The following is a 17367-nucleotide window of genomic DNA, read 5'->3' as shown; positions in this document are numbered from 1 at the left end:
GCAGCCTTGGCGAGCACGTCGAGCCGGTGGCGCAGGCCCTGCGCAGCGGTGACCTGGACGAAGCCCGCCGTCGCGTGGGCTATCTGGTCAGTCGGCAGACAGCGGAGCTGGACTCGACCGAAGTCGCCCGCGCGGCCACCGAGTCAGTCCTGGAAAACGGTAGCGATGCAGTGTTCGCCGCTCTGTTCTGGTTTGTTGTCGCGGGGGCGCCGGGGGTGGTGTTGTATCGCTTGAGCAATACCCTGGATGCCATGTGGGGTTATCGCAATGAACGTTTCGAACGGTTTGGCTGGGCGGCGGCAAAGATCGACGATGTCTTGAATTACATTCCGGCACGGTTGGTGGCGTTGACCTACGCGCTGCTGGGCAATACCCGACTGGCCCTGCGCTGCTGGCGTTCTCAAGCGCCCGGCTGGGACAGCCCGAATGCCGGTCCGGTAATGGCCGCCGGTGCAGGCGCGCTGGGCGTGGAGTTGGGCGGGGCCGCGATTTATCACGGTGAGCTGCACCAGCGTCCGCAATTGGGCGAAGGCGTGCCTGCTGATGCTCAGTCGATCGATCGTGGCTGGCAATTGGTCCAGCGCGGTGTCTGGTTGTGGTTGCTGGTCCTGTGCGCGGGGGCTGAACTGTATGCTTGAGCACGGCGGTCGCTTGCGCGGTGCAGCGTTGCACTACGGCATCGCTGAAGCCGAGTGGCTGGACCTGTCCAGTGGTATCTCGCCCTGGCCCTGGCCGATCCCGGAAATCCCGGCGCGGGCCTGGGCGCGATTGCCGGAAACCGACGATGGTCTGGAGCTGGCAGCCTGTGCTTACTACGGCGCCCCCCGCGTGCTGCCGGTGCCCGGTTCGCAAGCCGCGATTCAGGCGTTGCCGCGTTTGCGTCGTACGGGCAAGGTCGGTGTGTTGTCGCCGTGTTATGCCGAACATGCCGAAGCCTGGCGTGCCAATGGCTTTCGGGTGCGTGAAGTGTTCGAGCACGAAGTGGATTTTTTCATCGACAGCCTCGACGTGCTGGTGGTGGTCAACCCGAACAACCCCACCGGGCTGAGCATCGCCCCGGAGCGCTTGCTGGAATGGCACGCGCACCTTGCCCAGCGCGGTGGCTGGTTGGTGGTCGATGAAGCCTTTATGGACAACACGCCGCAGTTGAGCCTGACCGCCGAAGCCTGGCGCGTGGGCCTGATCGTGTTGCGTTCGTTCGGCAAGTTCTTCGGGCTGGCGGGCGTGCGTCTGGGCTTTGTCATTGCCGAACCACAGTTGCTCAAATTGCTGGCGCGGCAGATTGGCCCTTGGGCCGTCAGTGGGCCAACACGCGTGCTGGGGCAAGTGTGCCTGAGCGATGTCGAAGGTCATCGCCTGCAACGCTTGCGTACCGAACACGCCAGCCAGCGCCTGGCTGAACTGCTGAGCCAGTATGGCTTGAAGCCTCAAGGTGGTTGCGCGCTGTTTCAATGGTTGACGACCCCTCACGCCGCTCGGATTTATGAGTTCTGTGCTCGGCGCGGGATTCTGTTGCGGCTGTTCCTGAACACCAGCAGTCCCCATCACAGCAGCCTGCGTTTCGGCCTGCCGGCTGAAGAAGTCGACTGGCAACGGTTCGAACAAGCCCTCAGCGAATACACCAAGGAAATACCATGACCACCTTGATGGTGCAGGGTACGACGTCAGACGCCGGTAAAAGCACGCTGGTGACTGCGCTCTGTCGCTGGTTGACCCGTCAGGGCGTTCGCGTGGTGCCTTTCAAACCGCAGAACATGGCGCTCAACAGCGCAGTGACGGCGGACGGTGGCGAGATTGGCCGAGCGCAAGCGGTGCAGGCCCAGGCCGCCGGCCTCGAGCCGCACACCGACATGAACCCGGTGTTGCTCAAGCCCAACAGCGACACGGGCGCGCAGGTCATCATCCACGGCCGGGCGGTGACCACCATGAATGCAGTGGCGTATCACGGTTATAAAGAGATCGCGATGCAGGCGGTGCTGGCCTCGCACCAACGCTTGAGTGCGGCCTATCCGGTGGTCATGGTCGAAGGTGCCGGATCGCCCGCCGAAATCAATCTGCGCGCAGGCGATATCGCCAACATGGGCTTCGCCGAAGCGGTGGATTGCCCTGTTCTGTTGATTGCCGATATCAATCGCGGCGGGGTCTTCGCCCATCTGGTGGGCACTCTGGAACTGCTGTCCCCGAGTGAGCAGGCGCGGGTCAAAGGTTTCATCATCAATCGTTTTCGCGGCGATATCGCCCTGCTGCAACCGGGCCTCGACTGGCTGGAAGCGCGCACCGGCAAACCGGTGGTTGGCGTGCTGCCGTACGTGATGGATTTACACCTTGAGGCCGAAGATGGCCTCGATCAGCGCCAGACCGACAAGGTCGAGCAGGTGCTGAATGTGGTGGTGCCGGTATTGCCGCGCATCAGCAATCACACTGATTTCGACCCGCTGCGCTTGCATCCGCAGGTGAATCTGCAATTTGTCGGCCCCGGTCAGCCGATCCCTGCGGCGGACCTGATTATCCTGCCCGGCTCGAAAAGCGTGCGCAGCGATCTGGCATTCTTACGCAGCCATGGCTGGGATATCGCCATCGCCCGGCACCTGCGCTATGGCGGCAAGGTGTTGGGCATTTGTGGCGGCTTGCAGATGCTCGGTCAGCAGTTGCATGACCCGCTGGGGCTCGAAGGTGCGCCCGGTTCCAGTGCCGGTCTGGGCTTGCTGGACATCAATACCGTGCTGGAAGAGCAGAAACAACTGCGCAATGTGCGTGGCCATCTCGCACTGGAAGACGCGCCCGTGAGCGGTTACGAAATTCACGCGGGGGTGACCACTGGCGCTGGCGCGGCGCTGGAGCATGCCGCCGTGCGCCTTGATGATGGTCGCCATGACGGTGCACAGAGTGCCGACGGGCAAATTCTAGGCACCTACCTGCACGGCCTGTTCGAGTCGCCGCCAGCGTGTGCTGCATTACTGCGCTGGGCGGGCCTGGAGAACGTGCAGCACGTCGACTACCACGCGCTGCGCGAACGCGACATCGAGCGACTGGCGGACCTGGTGGAGAACCACTTGGACGGCGCGCTTTTGCGAACCCTGTGTGGTTTGGACGGTGCTGGTTTGGAGGGCAACTGACATGCTGCAACTGATTCTAGGCGGCGCTCGCTCGGGCAAAAGTCGATTGGCTGAGCAGTTGGCCACCCAAAGCGGCCTCGACGTCATCTATATCGCCACCAGTCAGCCGTTGGATGGCGAAATGAGCCAGCGCGTGGCAATCCATCGTCAACGTCGTCCTGACAGCTGGGGCCTGATTGAAGAACCGCTCGAACTGGCCCGTGTACTGGTCGAGCAGGCCAGTGCCGGGCGTTGCCTGTTAGTGGATTGCCTGACCTTATGGCTGACCAATCTGCTGATGCTCGAAGACCCTGAACGTCTGGCCCTCGAGCGCGAGACGTTGTTGAACTGCCTTGCCGGGTTGCCCGGTGAAATCATTTTTGTCAGCAACGAAACCGGGATGGGCGTCGTGCCCCTCGGTGAGCTGACTCGCCGTTATGTCGACGAAGCCGGCTGGCTGCATCAAGCCCTGGCCGAACGTTGCCAGCGCGTGGTGTTGACCGTCGCTGGCCTGCCCTTGACCTTGAAAGGACCCGCAATATGAACAATTCCTGGTGGCTGAAACCCGCGCAGGCAATCAATAGTCAGGCGCGTGAAGAGGCCCTGGCCCGTCAGCAGCAGTTGACCAAACCGGCCGGCTCCCTCGGGCAGCTGGAACGGGTAGCGGTGCAACTCGCCGGGCTGCAGGGGCGACTCAAACCCTGCGTCGATAACCTGTGGATCGCTATTTTTGCGGGTGATCATGGCGTGGTTGCAGAAGGGGTTTCGGCTTTTCCGCAGGAAGTCACCGGACAAATGCTGCATAACTTCGTGACCGGCGGTGCGGCAATCAGCGTGCTGGCGCGTCAGCTTTCGGCGCAGCTGGAAGTGGTCGATCTGGGCACGGTATCGCCATTGAACCTGCCGGGCGTCCGGCATTTGCAGTTGGGCGCGGGCACCGCGAACTTCGTCGAAGGCCCGGCAATGACCGAGGCGCAGGGGTTGCTCGCGCTGGAAGCCGGGCGCGACAGTGTTCGCCGTGCATTGGCGTCGGGCGCGGAGCTGTTTATTGGCGGCGAGATGGGCATCGGCAACACTGCGGCGGCCAGCGCATTGGGGTGCGCCTTGCTCGAATGCCGGGCGCAGTTGCTGGTCGGGCCGGGCACTGGGCTCAATGCGGCGGGCGTCACGCACAAAGCGTTGGTCATCGAGCGCGCGCTGGCGCTGCATTCTGAGCATGCCGGCGATCCGCTGCGCACTTTGTTCTGTCTGGGTGGCTTCGAGATTGCAGCGTTGGTCGGTGCCTACCTGGCCTGTGCTCAGGAAGGTATCGCGGTGCTGGTCGACGGCTTTATTTGCAGTGTTGCGGCCTTGGTTGCAGTGCGCTTGAATCCATCGTGTCGCGACTGGCTGTTGTTTGGCCACCGTGGCGCCGAGCCGGGTCACCGGCATTTATTGGAAACCTTGCAGGCCGAACCCTTGCTCGACCTTGGCTTGCGCCTGGGTGAAGGCAGCGGCGCAGCGTTGGCCGTACCTTTGCTGCGTCTGGCCTGTGAGCTGCACAACGGCATGGCGACGTTTGCCGAAGCAGCAGTGGCGGATCGCCCGGCATGACCTTGCGTCTGGATCTGCTGCGTCATGGCGAAACCGAGCTCGGCGGTGGCCTGCGTGGCAGCCTGGACGACGCTCTGACCGCCGCTGGCTGGGCGCAGATGTGCGCGGCGGTGGCGGAGGCCGGCCCTTGGGATCGAATCGTCAGTTCGCCGCTGCAACGCTGTGCACGCTTTGCCCAAGAGCTGGCTGACCAGTTGGCATTGCCGCTGCACATGGACGCTGATCTGCAGGAGCTGCACTTCGGTGAATGGGAAGGGCGCAGCGCTGCGCAACTGATGGAGACCGATGCTGAGAGCCTGGGGCTGTTCTGGGCCAATCCTTATGCGTTTACCCCGCCCAAGGCTGAACCGCTGACGGCGTTTTCCGCGCGGGTATTGGCGGCGGTCGAGCGACTGCATCAGGCCTATGCCGGTCAGCGTGTGTTGCTGATCAGCCACGGCGGGGTGATGCGCCTGTTGCTGGCTCAGGCCCGGGGTTTACCGCGTGAGCAGTTGCTTCAGGTTGAAGTCGGGCATGGCGCACTGCTGACGCTTCAGGTCGGCAGCGGCTGCGTGTTGAGCGAATGAACCTGTCGCCCTTCTGGATTGCCCTGCAGTTTCTCAGCAGCCTGCCCATTCGCCTGCCGGGCATGCCGGAGCCGCAAGCATTAGGGCGGTCGTTGTTGTTCTATCCGGTGGTGGGGCTGCTGTTCGGGCTGCTGCTGATGGGCCTCAATGCGCTGTTGAGCGGTACGCCGTCGATGTTGCACGCGGCCTTGCTGCTGACCGCCTGGGTGTTGCTCAGCGGTGGCCTGCACCTGGACGGACTGGCCGACAGCGCTGATGCCTGGCTCGGTGGCTTTGGTGACCGCGAACGCACCCTGAGCATCATGAAAGACCCGCGTAGCGGGCCGATTGCGGTCGTGACCCTGGTGCTGGTGCTGCTGCTTAAATTCTGCGCGCTGCTGGCAGTGATCGAACACCCGCACAGCGTGGCTTTATTGCTGGCCCCATTGATCGGGCGCAGCGCCATGCTCGCCTTGTTTCTGGGCACACCGTATGTGCGGGCGGGTGGTTTGGGGCAAGCACTGGCCGATCACCTGCCACGTACGCTGGGCAAGCAGGTTTTGCTGGCGAGCGCAGTAGGGGGCGTGTTACTGGCGGGAGTGAACGGCCTGATCGCCCTGTTGGTGGCGTGTATCAGCTTCTTCTGGCTACGGCACCTGATGCTGCGCCGACTCGGCGGCACCACCGGCGACACCGCCGGCGCGCTTCTGGAGTTGCTGGAAGTGGTAGTGCTGGTGGTGTTGGCGTTGGTTTGACGTATCTGGTCTGGCACACAAGGCGTGTATCGGTCTTTTGTATTGTCCACATCTCCCTCTCATTGACACCCGTCGCACCCAGCGCGTAGCTTCGCTCGTTTGTACGACGGGCATAGACGCCTACTTTGCAGGGCTTGATGAGCGAGCCGGAGAATAAAAATGACATCGGTCTGGCGTACCAGTGGTTGGATTTTGCTGGGGAGTGCGTTGATCCTCGCGTTGTCCCTGGGTGTGCGGCATGGCTTCGGTCTGTTTCTGGCGCCCATGAGCGCCCAGTTCGGTTGGGGGCGTGAGGTATTTGCCTTTGCGATTGCGTTCCAGAACCTGATCTGGGGCCTGGCCCAGCCGTTCGCGGGCGCACTGGCGGATCGTTTCGGCGCTGCGAAAGTGGTGTTTGTCGGTGGGGTTCTTTATGCCGTGGGCCTGGCCTGCATGGGCATGGCCGATTCGCCGTTGTCGCTGTCCCTGAGCGCCGGAGTATTGATCGGTATCGGTTTGTCCGGCACCTCGTTTTCGGTGATTCTGGGCGTGGTCGGTCGAGCGCTGCCACCCGAGAAGCGCAGCATGGGCATGGGCATCGCCAGTGCTGCCGGTTCATTCGGTCAATTCGCCATGTTACCCGGCTCCCTCGGGCTGATTGGCTGGCTTGGCTGGTCGGGGGCATTGCTGGTGCTGAGCGTGCTGGTAGCGATGATCCTGCCGCTGGTGGCGATGATCAAAGACGTGCCGACGCCGCTCACCGGAGGCGAACAAACCCTGCGTGAAGCCCTGCATGAAGCCTGTACCCACTCGGGTTTCTGGCTCTTGGCCCTGGGATTTTTTGTCTGCGGATTTCAGGTGGTCTTCATCGGTGTACATCTGCCAGCGTACCTGGTTGATCAACACCTGCCCGCCAAAGTCGGCACCACGGTGCTGGCCCTGATTGGCCTGTTCAATATCTTCGGCACCTACACGGCCGGCTGGCTGGGCGGGCGCATGTCCAAGCCGCGCTTGCTGACCAGCCTGTACCTGATTCGCGCCGTGGTGATTGCCTTGTTCCTGTGGGTGCCGCTGAGTGAGACCACGGCGTACCTGTTTGGCGTCTCCATGGGCTTGCTATGGCTATCGACCGTACCGCTGACCAACGGTACGGTCGCCACCCTGTTCGGGGTGCGCAACTTATCGATGCTCGGTGGTATCGTCTTCCTGTTCCACCAATTGGGTGCCTTCCTCGGTGGCTGGTTGGGTGGGGTGGTGTATGACCGCACGGGGAATTACGATTTGATCTGGCAAGTATCGATCCTGCTCAGCCTGTTGGCTGCCGCCCTGAACTGGCCGGTGCGCGAGCGGCCGGTGGCGCGGCTGCAGGTTCAGGGCGTGGTGCTGTGAACAGCGTCTGGCCTTGGCTCGGCGGTATAGCCCTCGGGTTTTTGCTGCTGGCGCTGGTGTGGTGGGGCTGGCAGCACGTCGGTCTGGGAGCACTGCAATTGGGCATGAGCACTTGCTAGGCATCACCTGTGGTGACGCGAATCTAGCTTTTCAGACACATTGACCTCTATCGAAGTTTTGGGATGCTGTCATGACAATTCGCTGGTGTTCGATTCCCGTTTTACTGCTGATGATGGGCGGTCCCGTGTTGGCTGCCGGGTGCCCGCCACTGCTGCAAGGCGAGCCGCCAAAATTGCGCGCCAAAGAGACTATCGACTTGTGTCAGCGTTTTGAGGGCAAGCCGCTGGTGGTGGTAAACACCGCAAGCTTCTGCGGTTTCGCCCCGCAGTTCAAAAGCCTTGAGGCCTTGAATCAACGTTACAAGGGGCAAGGTCTGGAAGTGATCGGCGTGCCCTCCAATGACTTCAAGCAGGAGTCAAAGGACGATGCGGAAACCGCCAAGGTCTGCTACGTCAATTACGGCGTGACCTTCACCATGACCGATCCTCAGCAGGTCAAAGGCCCGAATGCCACCCACCTGTTCAAAGTGCTGGCGGAGCAGAGCAGCGAGCCACGCTGGAACTTCTATAAATACGTGATCGACCGTCAAGGTAACGTGATCGCCCATTTTTCCAGCCTGACCAAACCCGATGATGCCGCTTTTATTGCGGCTGTCGAGAAAGCCATCGCGTCAAAACCCTGATGGCCTGAACCTCAAGCCGCGACCATGAAAAAGCCCTGCATCCATCACAGATGCAGCGCTTTTGCGTATTCGGCTGGCGAGCCTTTCAGCTCGCTGCGAATGGGCTCATCAGAAGCGGTAAGTCACAGACGTACCGAAACCGTGGGCGCTGTTGTTGTAGGTGGAGCTGTAGGTGCCCTTGGTCGGGCTGGCCAGATTGACGGTGGTGTCTTCTTCCTTGAGGTAGGAGTAAGCCACGTCGATGGTCAGATCGTCTGTCGGGCTATAACCAGCGCCGAAGCTGATGATTTTGCGGTCGCCAGTCGGGATGCGCGGGGAGCGGTTGGTGTCGTTGGTAGGCGACTGGTCAACCGAGAAGCCGGTGCGCAGGGTCCACTGCTTGTTGAGCTTGTACGCGGCACCGATGGCGTGCGCCCAGGTGTCGTGCCAGTTCTGCTCTTCGGTGATCGTGCCGATCGGGCCTGCGCTGCCACCCAATGCCGCTGCGACACCGCTGTTCTTCACGGTGATGTCTTGCAAACGGCTCCAGCGGGTGTAGGTGGTACCCGCGTAGAGGGTCCAGTCGTCGTTCAGTTCGTGAGTGACCGAAAAGTCCGTGGATTCAGGTGTCTTGAGGCTGAGCGAAGCGTCGTACTTGCTGCCGCTGTACGGACCAAAGCCTGCGCCATCAATTTCGGTGTGGCCATCAAGTTTGAAGTCGACCATCGAGTGGTAGGTCAGGCCTACACGGGTGTGGTCAGTGACTTGAGCGAGGATACCGATGTTGTAACCAAGGGCGGTGTCGTTACCCTTGATCTTGACCTGGCCGTCAGGGCCTACGCCAGCACGGGTTACTGTCGGGGTGGCCGAGGTCAATTCGCCGTCGATACGGTTGATGGTCGGACCAAAACCGATGGAGATTTTGTCGTTGAACGCATAGCTGACGGTAGGCTGCAAAGTAACGACTTTCACGTCACTCTTTTTACCGTAGTAGCGACCCGCGAAGCCATGTTCATACTGGGTGACCAGACCGAATGGGGCGTAAATGCCGACACCGAAGGTCCAGTGATCATCGATGGGCTTGACGTAGTAACCCATGGGTACGGCGATGAGTGGAACCATATCGCCATCATTGCTGCCGCCGAATGGACGGCCGACACCGTCATGGATATCGGTTTTTGCGTCGAGAACTACAGCGCCCAGGCTGACCTGCTCACGCTTGATGCGCGACATACCGGCAGGGTTACCGAACACAGTGCTGGCGTCTTCGGCAGAAGAGGAGCGACCGGCGAAACCAGTGCCCATGCCGCTGACGCTCTGCTCGTTGACCGCGAAGCCTGAGGCAAAAACTTGAGTGGATACCATGCCGATGGCGAGGCTAAGTGTGGTCTTGAGCATTACTTTTTTCATTATTAGAACTCCGTGTTGATCACCGGGCGGAAATTACCAACATTTTCGCCTAAGCGCCATAGCCTGAATGGCCCGAGATAGAGCCTTCTTGTAGGACAATTTACCCAAGTGCGTCGATCTGCAGCGATCTTGCAGCTGAAGAAAACCCTTAGGCAACGTGATGAAGGGGGGCTACGCAGGAGTGCCAAGCCGCAGTGAAATCGCGTAAGCGACCCTGTGGCTGGAAGGTTTGGCGCCAAATTCTTGCCATGGCCAGCACGTCGTCTTCAGCGGGCAAGGGTTTACCTTGTGCCTCGATCAACAGCCAGGCGATGGCGGTGGCATAACGCAGATTAACGGTCAGTTCCAAGTGCGGCCCCTTGAGAAATGCGTGCTGACTGGCAAGGCCTCGAACGAGACTGGCTCGTTCCGGGTCCAGTGCCAGGTAGTCATCCCAGAGATGCTGGTGACGAACTTCGGTGATGCGGTACAGCCCATGAGCGCGCCGGCTGTCCAGTGCTTCGCCGAGTGCCGATTGGCTGGCGGCGACACCGAGCAGCAAGGATTCGGCAGTAGAGCAATAGCGGCCGAGATAGATCAGCGTGGGGCGGATCACATATCGACACAGTTCACTGGCGGCGATTCCCATAAAGCCCTCGTTACATCCCTTGTAAAACAATTAGGGCCGGCGAGGCCGTGGCGCGTGGCAGCGGTGAATCGGATCAGGCTCGCCGGAAGCAGCCAAGGCCGCTTGAGTTGAAGTGTAGTGTCATATTTCGAACGTAAAGGGCTGTTTTTAAAATATTTGTGCCAGCGGGTTCTGGCGCATATATCCCTTAGTGCTTAGCTCATGCTTATTGCTTGGGTGATAAAGGAACACATATCCAGGCGCAAAGCAGGCCGTTGGAAACTGCAAGTCCAGCCGCACGGCAAATCGCAGGCAATAAAAAACCTCGCTTGCAAGGGCGAGGTTTTTTGGTGGAGCGTTTCAGCCAGCGGCTGGCATTCCGTCAGGCAACCAGTGCCTGGCGTGTACGCTCGATCACGGCTTGCAGCGGCTCGGCGCTGGAATACTGATCGGGGTACAGACGTTCGCTGTGACGAGCGATGCCGTGTTCGTTGACGATGGTGAAGCTGAAGCAGCCTTTGCGAGCGGCCATGATCAGGCAGTTCATTGGGGCGAATGCGCTGGTTAGAGTGCGAATGGCATTCTGAGTCTGGATATGAGTAGTCATAGTTATGGGTGTTTCCTACAAACGACACGGTATAAGACCGTGCAAAATAAAAACGTTCCAGTAAAACGCGGGCCAGTGCAAAGCACGGCGGGGCGAAGAACCTGACTGGAACAAAGCAGACAGTTTGAAGCGCGCTTTATCGTATGGCGCTTGGGCTGACTGGTAGGTACTTAGGAGGGCAGGCAACACAACAAGGGCAAAGGTTCGAGGCCCGGGGTGAAGTTCCTGATCAATCTGCAGGTTGGTTGAGTCAGGGCACGAGAGCTGCGCTACACCCTTCCCGTCATTGAGGAAGGCCGTGTGTCGAGTTCATGCCTGGAAACCATCGAGGTGGTCGATCCCGTGTGGTCGGCAACACTTTCACATTGGAAAAGCGCTTACCGGGGGACTGTTTCGACCATAATTGACTTTCAGCTTGGTACTAACTGCCGCGATGATAGCGGATCGAGTCCTGGATTGGAAGCCAGCTAATCAAATTAATTGCAGGTGCGTGTGGCTGGCTGTGGTAGGGGTAATGCCGTCTACCGAGTTTTATGCAAATGTTCGGTCAAAACGAGGGTCGCGTTATAACCGCCAGTGATCGAGTTGTACACACTGGGGCGACAACCTGTCATGCCACTGTCACATCCGATCCCAAGCGCTTGATTTCTTGTGGTGAATTATTAAGTCAATGAAAAACATCGTTTTTTTTCATTGGTGAAAAAAGCGTCAGTTTGAACGCAGGCCACGTTCTATAGGCGTTTGCGAAGGTTCACGGTGGGTTGTCCACTGAGTTATCCACAGCTTCTGTGGATTGTCCCGAGCGCTTGCTCTAGTCCGCGGGTGCCATGGGTGACGTAGGGAAATTCGCAAAATTCCCCGTGGAAATGATCGTTTATCAATGGCGCCCGCTATTTCTTTTTGGAATTAATCGGCTCGGATAAGGGCACCGACTGTCGCCCTGGCGGACTGTTCTAAGCATAATGCCCGGCACGCTGCCCCTCAGCGCATAGACGTTATAACCCCCGGAGTTTTTATGGCATTTGACCTGACCAGCCTGCTGCTTGGCCTTGCTGGCGCGGCATTGCCCTTGCTGGCCTTGGCTTGGCAGTTGCAGCGGCGGCTGGCGCAGCAGCAGGCCGACGCGGCGCTGCTCGACGAGCGTCTGAGTACTGCGCAGTTGGCTCAAGATGGCCTTGGCGCCCAGCTCGACGCCAGCCGTGACGAAATCAGTGACCTGAGCCACGCCAATGCGGCCAAACAGGCTGACCTCGCGGCGGTGCGCCGGGAAGTCGAACTGCTGCGTCAGGAGCGCGATAACGCCCACGAAACCGCTCAAGACTGGAGTCTGGAGCGTGCCAGCAAAGAAGCCGAGCTGCGCCGTCTTGACGCGCACTGTGCATCGCTGAGCGCCGAATTGCGCGAACAGCAGGAAAGCCATCAACAGCGCCTGAGTGATCTGCAAGGGTCGCGTGATGAATTGCGTGCGCAGTTTGCCGAGCTGGCCGGGAAGATCTTCGATGAGCGCGAACAGCGGTTCGCCGAGACCAGCCAGCAGCAGTTGGGGCAGTTGCTCAATCCGTTGAAAGAGCGGATTCAGTCCTTCGAAAAACGCGTTGAAGAAAGCTATCAGCAGGAAGCTCGCGAGCGTTTCTCGCTGGGCAAAGAGCTTGAGCGTCTGCAGCAGCTCAATCAACGCTTGAGCGATGAAGCCACCAACCTGACGCGCGCACTCAAGGGCCAGAAGACCCAGGGTAATTGGGGGGAATTGATTCTTGAGCGGGTGCTTGAGCATGCAGGGCTGGAAAAAGGGCGTGAATACCAGACGCAGGTCAGTCTCAAAGGCCCGGACGGTGAGCGCTTTCAGCCGGATGTGCTGATTATGTTGCCCGGCGACAAGCAAGTGGTAGTCGATGCCAAGGTCAGTCTCACCGCTTACCAACAGTATGTCAGCGCCGATGACGAGGTGATTGGTCAAGCCGCGTTGAAGCAGCATGTGCTGTCCTTGCGCAACCATGTCAAAGGCCTGTCGGGCAAGGATTACAAGCGACTCGAAGGTTTGCACAGCCTGGACTTTGTGTTGCTGTTCGTGCCCATCGAAGCGGCCTTTTCCGCCGCGTTGCAAGCGGAGCCAAACCTGTTTCAGGAGGCGTTCGATCGCAACATCGTGATCGTCAGCCCGACCACCTTGCTTGCCACCTTGCGCGTGATCGACAGCCTGTGGAAGCAGGAACGTCAGAGCCAGAACGCGCGGGAAATCGCTGAGCGGGCAGGCTGGCTGTACGACAAGTTCGTGTTGTTCATCCAGGACCTGGACGAAGTCGGCAACCGCCTGCAACAGCTGGACAAAGCTTATGGGGCCGCCCGCAACAAACTCACCGAAGGGCGCGGCAACCTGGTCAGCCGCAGCGAGCAACTGAAGCTACTGGGTGCTCGCGCCAGTAAAAACCTGCCAGCGGACCTGCTTGAAAGGGCGATGACCGATGACGACGGGGTGGTGCAGTTGCCTGAATGATCCTGAGTGGAAGCGAATTCATTCGCGAAGACCCTCTCCCTGTCGTAATTGATTCTTTTAAATAAACCAATGTCGCTTTTGCCCACACATTTTTCGACCGATTGATCAATAATTCACAACATTTTGCCTATCTGGATCTGCCATGTTCAGCCTGTATCACGTTCAATCATGAGTGCGCCGCGTAAAAGTGCCGATGCTTTTGCCTTGCAAGTCATGCTGGGCCTCTGCCTGATCTGGGGCGTGCAACAAGTGATGATCAAGTGGGCTGCGCCGGATATAGCGCCCATCATGCAGGCTGCTGGTCGCTCGGGTATTGCCGCGCTGCTGGTGGGCATTCTTATGGTCTGGCGCGGTGGTCTGCGGCACATGAGCAGTACCTGGCGCGGCGGTCTACTCGCCGGAGCCTTGTTTGCACTCGAGTTCCTGTTTATCTCCGAGGGCCTGCAATTGACCTCGGCGGCACACATGTCGGTGTTTCTTTATACCGCTCCGGTATTCACTGCGTTGGGTCTGCACTGGCTGCTGCCCAGCGAACGCTTGCGCACCTTGCAATGGATGGGCATTTTTCTCGCGTTCGCAGGCATCACCACAGCCTTTGTTGGCGGCCTGTCATTGAATGGCATGGACCGCAATATGCTGATCGGCGACGCACTGGGTGTTCTTGCGGGCATGGCGTGGGGCGCAACCACGGTGGTGGTGCGGGCGTCGCGGCTGTCTGAAGCGCCGGTGACGCTGACCTTGTTCTATCAACTGATGGTCGGCTTTGTCGCCTTGTTGCTGATTGCCGTCAGCAATGGTCAGGTCAGCCACGTGACCCTGACGCCTGTTGCAGTCGCCAGCGTGCTGTTTCAGGCGCTGGTTGTTTCCTTCTTCAGTTATTTGATCTGGTTCTGGTTGCTGCGCCGTTACCTGGCATCAAATCTGGCGGTGTTCTCATTCATGACACCGCTGTTTGGCGTGACCTTCGGCGTGCTTCTGCTTAGTGAACCGTTGAGCTTCAACTTCGTGATCGGGGCAGTATTGGTGCTGTTGGGGATTACGCTGGTCAGCGGCGAGCAGTGGATACGTCGCCGTTTTAAGCCCAGGGCTTGATTGACCACGTGATCAGAAAATCCGGGCTTACCTCTCAGTGACAGCCTCCTTGGGCCATGAAACGACGAGCGCTACGTAAAATGAGTTTATATGTCACAAATTCTTTTCCGCGACGCTCTGTAGCAGGCGTAAAGTAGATACCGGCACTATGATGAATAAGACGCGGCTAGCTGATGTCAGTCGTTGAGTATTTCCCTGAAGGGGGGCGTGATGAACAGTAAATTGCAAGAATGGCTCCATGACCTCGGAGTTGCCTTGGGCCTGATCGAACGGCCAAAACTCCAGCCCATTCCTATCCGCACTGATGATGAACGGCGGCGCCCGCGTCGGTAAGTTATCGACGGTTTCATTATTACAGTGCTTCATCTGCTGGCATTAAAAAGGCCCGGTTTCGCTGTTGACTAAATCAATCGCAGAACCAGGCCACTACGTTCTTGTCTCTCGCAAAAAAACCTTTGAGTTTCAGTCGTTTGTGCTTAGCACCAGGATCACGTCGACCAGAATTTGCAGGGTCAGATGCTCTGGTACTTTATAGATTCGGTCTTTGATGCGGGCCGGGAAGATGATGTCGAAATCAAATTCCAGCTGGTCGAGTAAATCCTCTACCTCGAGATCGTCCAGCGCCAAGTCCCTGAGCGTTGCGTTTTCGCGTATCTCGGACTTATCGATCAGCATGACACCCAAGGTGTTGTAGACGCGCTGCTGAATGTCTGGCCGCTCCATGAAAGCCCCTGTTTCTGCGATGTCCAGAGAGTTAACCCGGTACTGCCGAAACCAGGGCATCGTGCGCGGCCTATAGCATGGGTAGGCCACTACTCCATCAGGCTAGCTCAATCCGCGGTGTATCAGGTGTCGGAGATTTACCTGGCCGCGTGGTCACGCATCCACTGGTCAATCAACTCCCGCAGGCGCTCCCCTGAAAAGCTCGGGAAGTGGCCGCCGTGCACGGTGCGGATCGGCAACTGACGCAGGCGCTGCAGGCTGGTGGCGTAGTCGTCCAGGTTGGAATGATAGGCGTCCTCGATCAGCGGGCCGTCGTAGACGATATCGCCGCTGAACAGAGTGCCCGTTGCGGCTTCCCACAGGCTGATGCCGCCCGGCGAATGCCCTGGCGTGTGCAGCACCTGCAAGACCCGGTTGCCCAGATCAAGCACGTCGCCTTCTTCGATCAAACGTGTGGCAGGCGCGGCTTTGACCCGGTATTCGGCGTAGCACAACGGGCAGTCGGGGTGTGCTTCGAACATGTCATCGCCGACGAAGGCGGTGGCCAAGGTGTTGTCGCCATCGGGTTCAGCGAGAATCTGCGCTTCGGCAGGGTGTACCAGCCGTTCAGCGAACTCATGATGACCGGCAATGTGGTCGAAATGGCAGTGGCTGGCCACGGCCAGCAAGGGCCGCTCTGTCAGCCACGGCAACTGCTCGCGCAAGCTGACCAGTCCGGAGCCGCTGTCGACCAACAGGTCTTTGTCGCGCCCCCGGATATGCCACAGATTGCAGCGATAGAAGGGCCGGATATAGGGCTCATGAATCAGGCTGACGCCATCACTCATAGGCTTCACTTCAAACCATGTGTCGCGGCTGACGATTTTCATCGAGGTCTTTTCCTCTGCGCCAAAAAAAAGCGGGTGGAACGCCAAGCGTGCCACCCGCTCAAGGTAATCCAGATTCAGGCCGCGCGGGGCTTGACCGTATTCGCCATTGCCACGGGGCGAGTTGACAGCTTCGTGACCACCACGAAGCTGATCAAACCGACCGACAGGCTGTAGTAGATCGGGGTGTTGGCGTCGAAACCATCCTTGAGCATGAACGCCAGTGCAGTCAGGAAGCCCAGTGCCATGCTGGTGATCGCCCCCGAGGTGGTCGCCCGCTTCCAGTAGATTGCGCCGATCAATGGAATCAGCATGCCGCCCACCAGCAGGTTATAGGCCAGGGTCAGGGCGCTGATCACATCGTTCACGACCAGCGCGATGGCGAGTACCACAAGGCCGGTGAGCAGGGTAAACAGGCGGTTGATGCCCAGGCTCGACTGTTTGCCGCCGCGCAGGCGTGGCAGCAGGTCTTCGGTCAGGGTCGTCGATGCGGCGAGCAAACCGGCGCTGGCGGTGGACATCATGGCGGCCAGGGCTGCGGCGATGACCAGGCCACGCAAGCCGTCGGGCAACGAGACTTTAACGATGGCGGCGAAGGCGTTGTTGACGTTGTCCAGGTCCGGCAGCAAGACATGAGCGGCCATGCCAATCAGGGCGCAGGCCAGACCGTAAAAAATGCAGTAAACCCCGGCGATGGAGCCCGCGTACTTGGCGATCTTGTCAGTGCGTGCAGTGAACACACGCTGCCAGATGTCCTGGCCGATCAGGATGCCGAAGAAGTAGATCAGGAAGTACGTGATGATGGTGTCCCAGCCGATGGTGGTCCAGCTGAAGCTCGACGCTGGCAGCTTGGCGACCAGTTGATCCCAGCCGCCAACGCGGTACAGGCAGATCGGCAACAGGATGAACATCAGGCCAACGGTCTTGATCACGAACTGAACGATGTCGGTCAGGGTCAACGACCACATGCCGCCAATCGCCGAATACACCACCACGACACCGCCGCCGAGCAATACCGATACCCAGAACGGTAAACCGAACAGCACTTGCATCACGGTGCCGATGGCGAGGATCGAGGTCACGCCGATCATCAGTGCATACGCCAGCATGATCACCGCGCTGGCCTGACGGGCCATCGGGTTATAGCGTTTTTCCAGCACTTGGGTAACGGTGAAAATGCGCAGTTTGAGCAGTGGTTTGGCGAGAAAAAGGTTCAGCGCGATGATCCCCAGACCCAAGGCCGCGCACAGCCAGAAACCGGAAATCCCGTGCACATACCCCAAACGTACGGTGCCGACGGTGGACGCGCCGCCGAGGACGGTGGCTGCCATGGTGCCCATGTACAGGGTGGGGCCCAGGTTACGTCCGGCGACCAGATAGTCTTCGTGGGTTTTTGCTTTGCGCATGCCGTACCAGCCGAGCACCAGCATGCCAGCGGCATAAATGAGGACGACGAAAATATCTAAAGCCATGGAGGGTTTCCTATTATTT

The 17367-nt window shown here is 59.4% G+C and carries 19 protein-coding genes; 13 read left to right on the top strand and 6 right to left on the bottom strand.

The annotated features are described in order from the left end of the window. From K0F75_RS21175 to K0F75_RS21135, 10 genes are all read left to right on the top strand, one after another. On the top strand, positions 1-638 hold a 638-nt coding region (locus K0F75_RS21175), incomplete at its 5' end, for a CobD/CbiB family cobalamin biosynthesis protein (protein ID WP_257604457.1). Then, the gene (gene cobD, locus K0F75_RS21170; RefSeq protein ID WP_219063923.1) at positions 631-1638 is read left to right on the top strand and encodes a threonine-phosphate decarboxylase CobD; all 1008 of its coding nucleotides are present in this window, start codon (positions 631-633) and stop codon (positions 1636-1638) included. The genes K0F75_RS21175 and cobD, both read left to right, overlap by 8 nt. Then, positions 1635-3116 carry a cobyric acid synthase gene (locus K0F75_RS21165; RefSeq protein ID WP_219063922.1) on the top strand — a complete coding sequence of 494 codons (1482 nt, stop codon included), beginning with the start codon at positions 1635-1637 and terminating at the stop codon, positions 3114-3116. The genes cobD and K0F75_RS21165 overlap by 4 nt, the downstream gene beginning before the upstream one ends. A gap of 1 nt (position 3117) precedes the next feature. Beyond that, the gene (gene cobU, locus K0F75_RS21160) at positions 3118-3639 is read left to right on the top strand and encodes a bifunctional adenosylcobinamide kinase/adenosylcobinamide-phosphate guanylyltransferase (protein WP_219063921.1); all 522 of its coding nucleotides are present in this window, start codon (positions 3118-3120) and stop codon (positions 3637-3639) included. After that, positions 3636-4688 (top strand): nicotinate-nucleotide--dimethylbenzimidazole phosphoribosyltransferase, encoded by a 1053-nt coding sequence (gene cobT / locus K0F75_RS21155; RefSeq protein ID WP_219063920.1) that lies wholly within the window; start codon positions 3636-3638, stop codon positions 4686-4688. The genes cobU and cobT overlap by 4 nt, the downstream gene beginning before the upstream one ends. Continuing rightward, entirely contained in the window at positions 4685-5254 is a 570-nt protein-coding gene (gene cobC / locus K0F75_RS21150; RefSeq protein WP_219063919.1) for an alpha-ribazole phosphatase family protein, read from the top strand. The genes cobT and cobC overlap by 4 nt, the downstream gene beginning before the upstream one ends. A gap of 2 nt (positions 5255-5256) precedes the next feature. Beyond that, a complete protein-coding gene (locus K0F75_RS21145) occupies positions 5257-5988 on the top strand; it encodes an adenosylcobinamide-GDP ribazoletransferase (protein ID WP_219063972.1) in 732 nt (243 codons plus the stop codon). A 159-nt stretch (positions 5989-6147) separates the two neighbouring features. Further along, on the top strand, positions 6148-7356 hold the full coding sequence (locus K0F75_RS21140) for an MFS transporter (protein ID WP_219063918.1): 1209 nt from the start codon (positions 6148-6150) through the stop codon (positions 7354-7356). Continuing rightward, a complete protein-coding gene (locus tag K0F75_RS25915; protein WP_257604459.1) occupies positions 7353-7475 on the top strand; it encodes a hypothetical protein in 123 nt (40 codons plus the stop codon). The genes K0F75_RS21140 and K0F75_RS25915 overlap by 4 nt, the downstream gene beginning before the upstream one ends. 71 nt (positions 7476-7546) lie before the next feature. Next, positions 7547-8098 (top strand): glutathione peroxidase, encoded by a 552-nt coding sequence (locus tag K0F75_RS21135; RefSeq protein ID WP_219063917.1) that lies wholly within the window; start codon positions 7547-7549, stop codon positions 8096-8098. Between the two features lie 108 nt (positions 8099-8206). Here the strand turns inward: K0F75_RS21135 and K0F75_RS21130 are convergent, their stop codons facing one another. The 3 genes from K0F75_RS21130 to K0F75_RS21120 form a co-directional block, all read right to left on the bottom strand. Continuing rightward, positions 8207-9487 carry an OmpP1/FadL family transporter gene (locus tag K0F75_RS21130; protein WP_219063916.1) on the bottom strand — a complete coding sequence of 427 codons (1281 nt, stop codon included), beginning with the start codon at positions 9485-9487 and terminating at the stop codon, positions 8207-8209. A gap of 148 nt (positions 9488-9635) precedes the next feature. Further along, on the bottom strand, positions 9636-10115 hold the full coding sequence (locus tag K0F75_RS21125; protein ID WP_219063915.1) for a hypothetical protein: 480 nt from the start codon (positions 10113-10115) through the stop codon (positions 9636-9638). A gap of 361 nt (positions 10116-10476) precedes the next feature. After that, positions 10477-10701, bottom strand: a complete 225-nt coding sequence (locus K0F75_RS21120) for a hypothetical protein (RefSeq protein ID WP_219063914.1) — start codon at positions 10699-10701, stop codon at positions 10477-10479. Positions 10702-11830: 1129 nt separating this feature from the next. Between K0F75_RS21120 and rmuC the strand changes: the two genes are divergently transcribed. The 3 genes from rmuC to K0F75_RS26070 all read left to right on the top strand — a co-directional run bounded on the left by rmuC (position 11831) and on the right by K0F75_RS26070 (position 14620). Continuing rightward, positions 11831-13195 carry a DNA recombination protein RmuC gene (rmuC, locus tag K0F75_RS21115; protein ID WP_219063971.1) on the top strand — a complete coding sequence of 455 codons (1365 nt, stop codon included), beginning with the start codon at positions 11831-11833 and terminating at the stop codon, positions 13193-13195. A gap of 168 nt (positions 13196-13363) precedes the next feature. Next, positions 13364-14287, top strand: a complete 924-nt coding sequence (locus K0F75_RS21110) for a DMT family transporter (protein ID WP_219063913.1) — start codon at positions 13364-13366, stop codon at positions 14285-14287. A 210-nt stretch (positions 14288-14497) separates the two neighbouring features. After that, positions 14498-14620, top strand: coding sequence for a PA1414 family protein (locus K0F75_RS26070; RefSeq protein WP_306823067.1), 123 nt, complete (start codon positions 14498-14500; stop codon positions 14618-14620). Between the two features lie 129 nt (positions 14621-14749). Here the strand turns inward: K0F75_RS26070 and K0F75_RS21105 are convergent, their stop codons facing one another. The 3 genes from K0F75_RS21105 to K0F75_RS21095 all read right to left on the bottom strand — a co-directional run bounded on the left by K0F75_RS21105 (position 14750) and on the right by K0F75_RS21095 (position 17348). Then, the gene (locus tag K0F75_RS21105; RefSeq protein ID WP_219063912.1) at positions 14750-15070 is read right to left on the bottom strand and encodes a hypothetical protein; all 321 of its coding nucleotides are present in this window, start codon (positions 15068-15070) and stop codon (positions 14750-14752) included. A gap of 77 nt (positions 15071-15147) precedes the next feature. After that, positions 15148-15879: an MBL fold metallo-hydrolase gene (locus K0F75_RS21100; protein ID WP_219063911.1), complete on the bottom strand. Its 732-nt coding sequence runs from the start codon at positions 15877-15879 to the stop codon at positions 15148-15150. A 74-nt stretch (positions 15880-15953) separates the two neighbouring features. Then, on the bottom strand, positions 15954-17348 hold the full coding sequence (locus tag K0F75_RS21095; RefSeq protein WP_219063910.1) for a sodium:solute symporter: 1395 nt from the start codon (positions 17346-17348) through the stop codon (positions 15954-15956). Between the last annotated feature and the right edge of the window lie 19 nt (positions 17349-17367).

This window comes from Pseudomonas sp. UMAB-08, assembly GCF_900095225.1.
Taxonomy (GTDB): Bacteria; Pseudomonadota; Gammaproteobacteria; order Pseudomonadales; family Pseudomonadaceae; genus Aquipseudomonas.
This window is presented reverse-complemented; position numbering and strand designations above follow the sequence as displayed.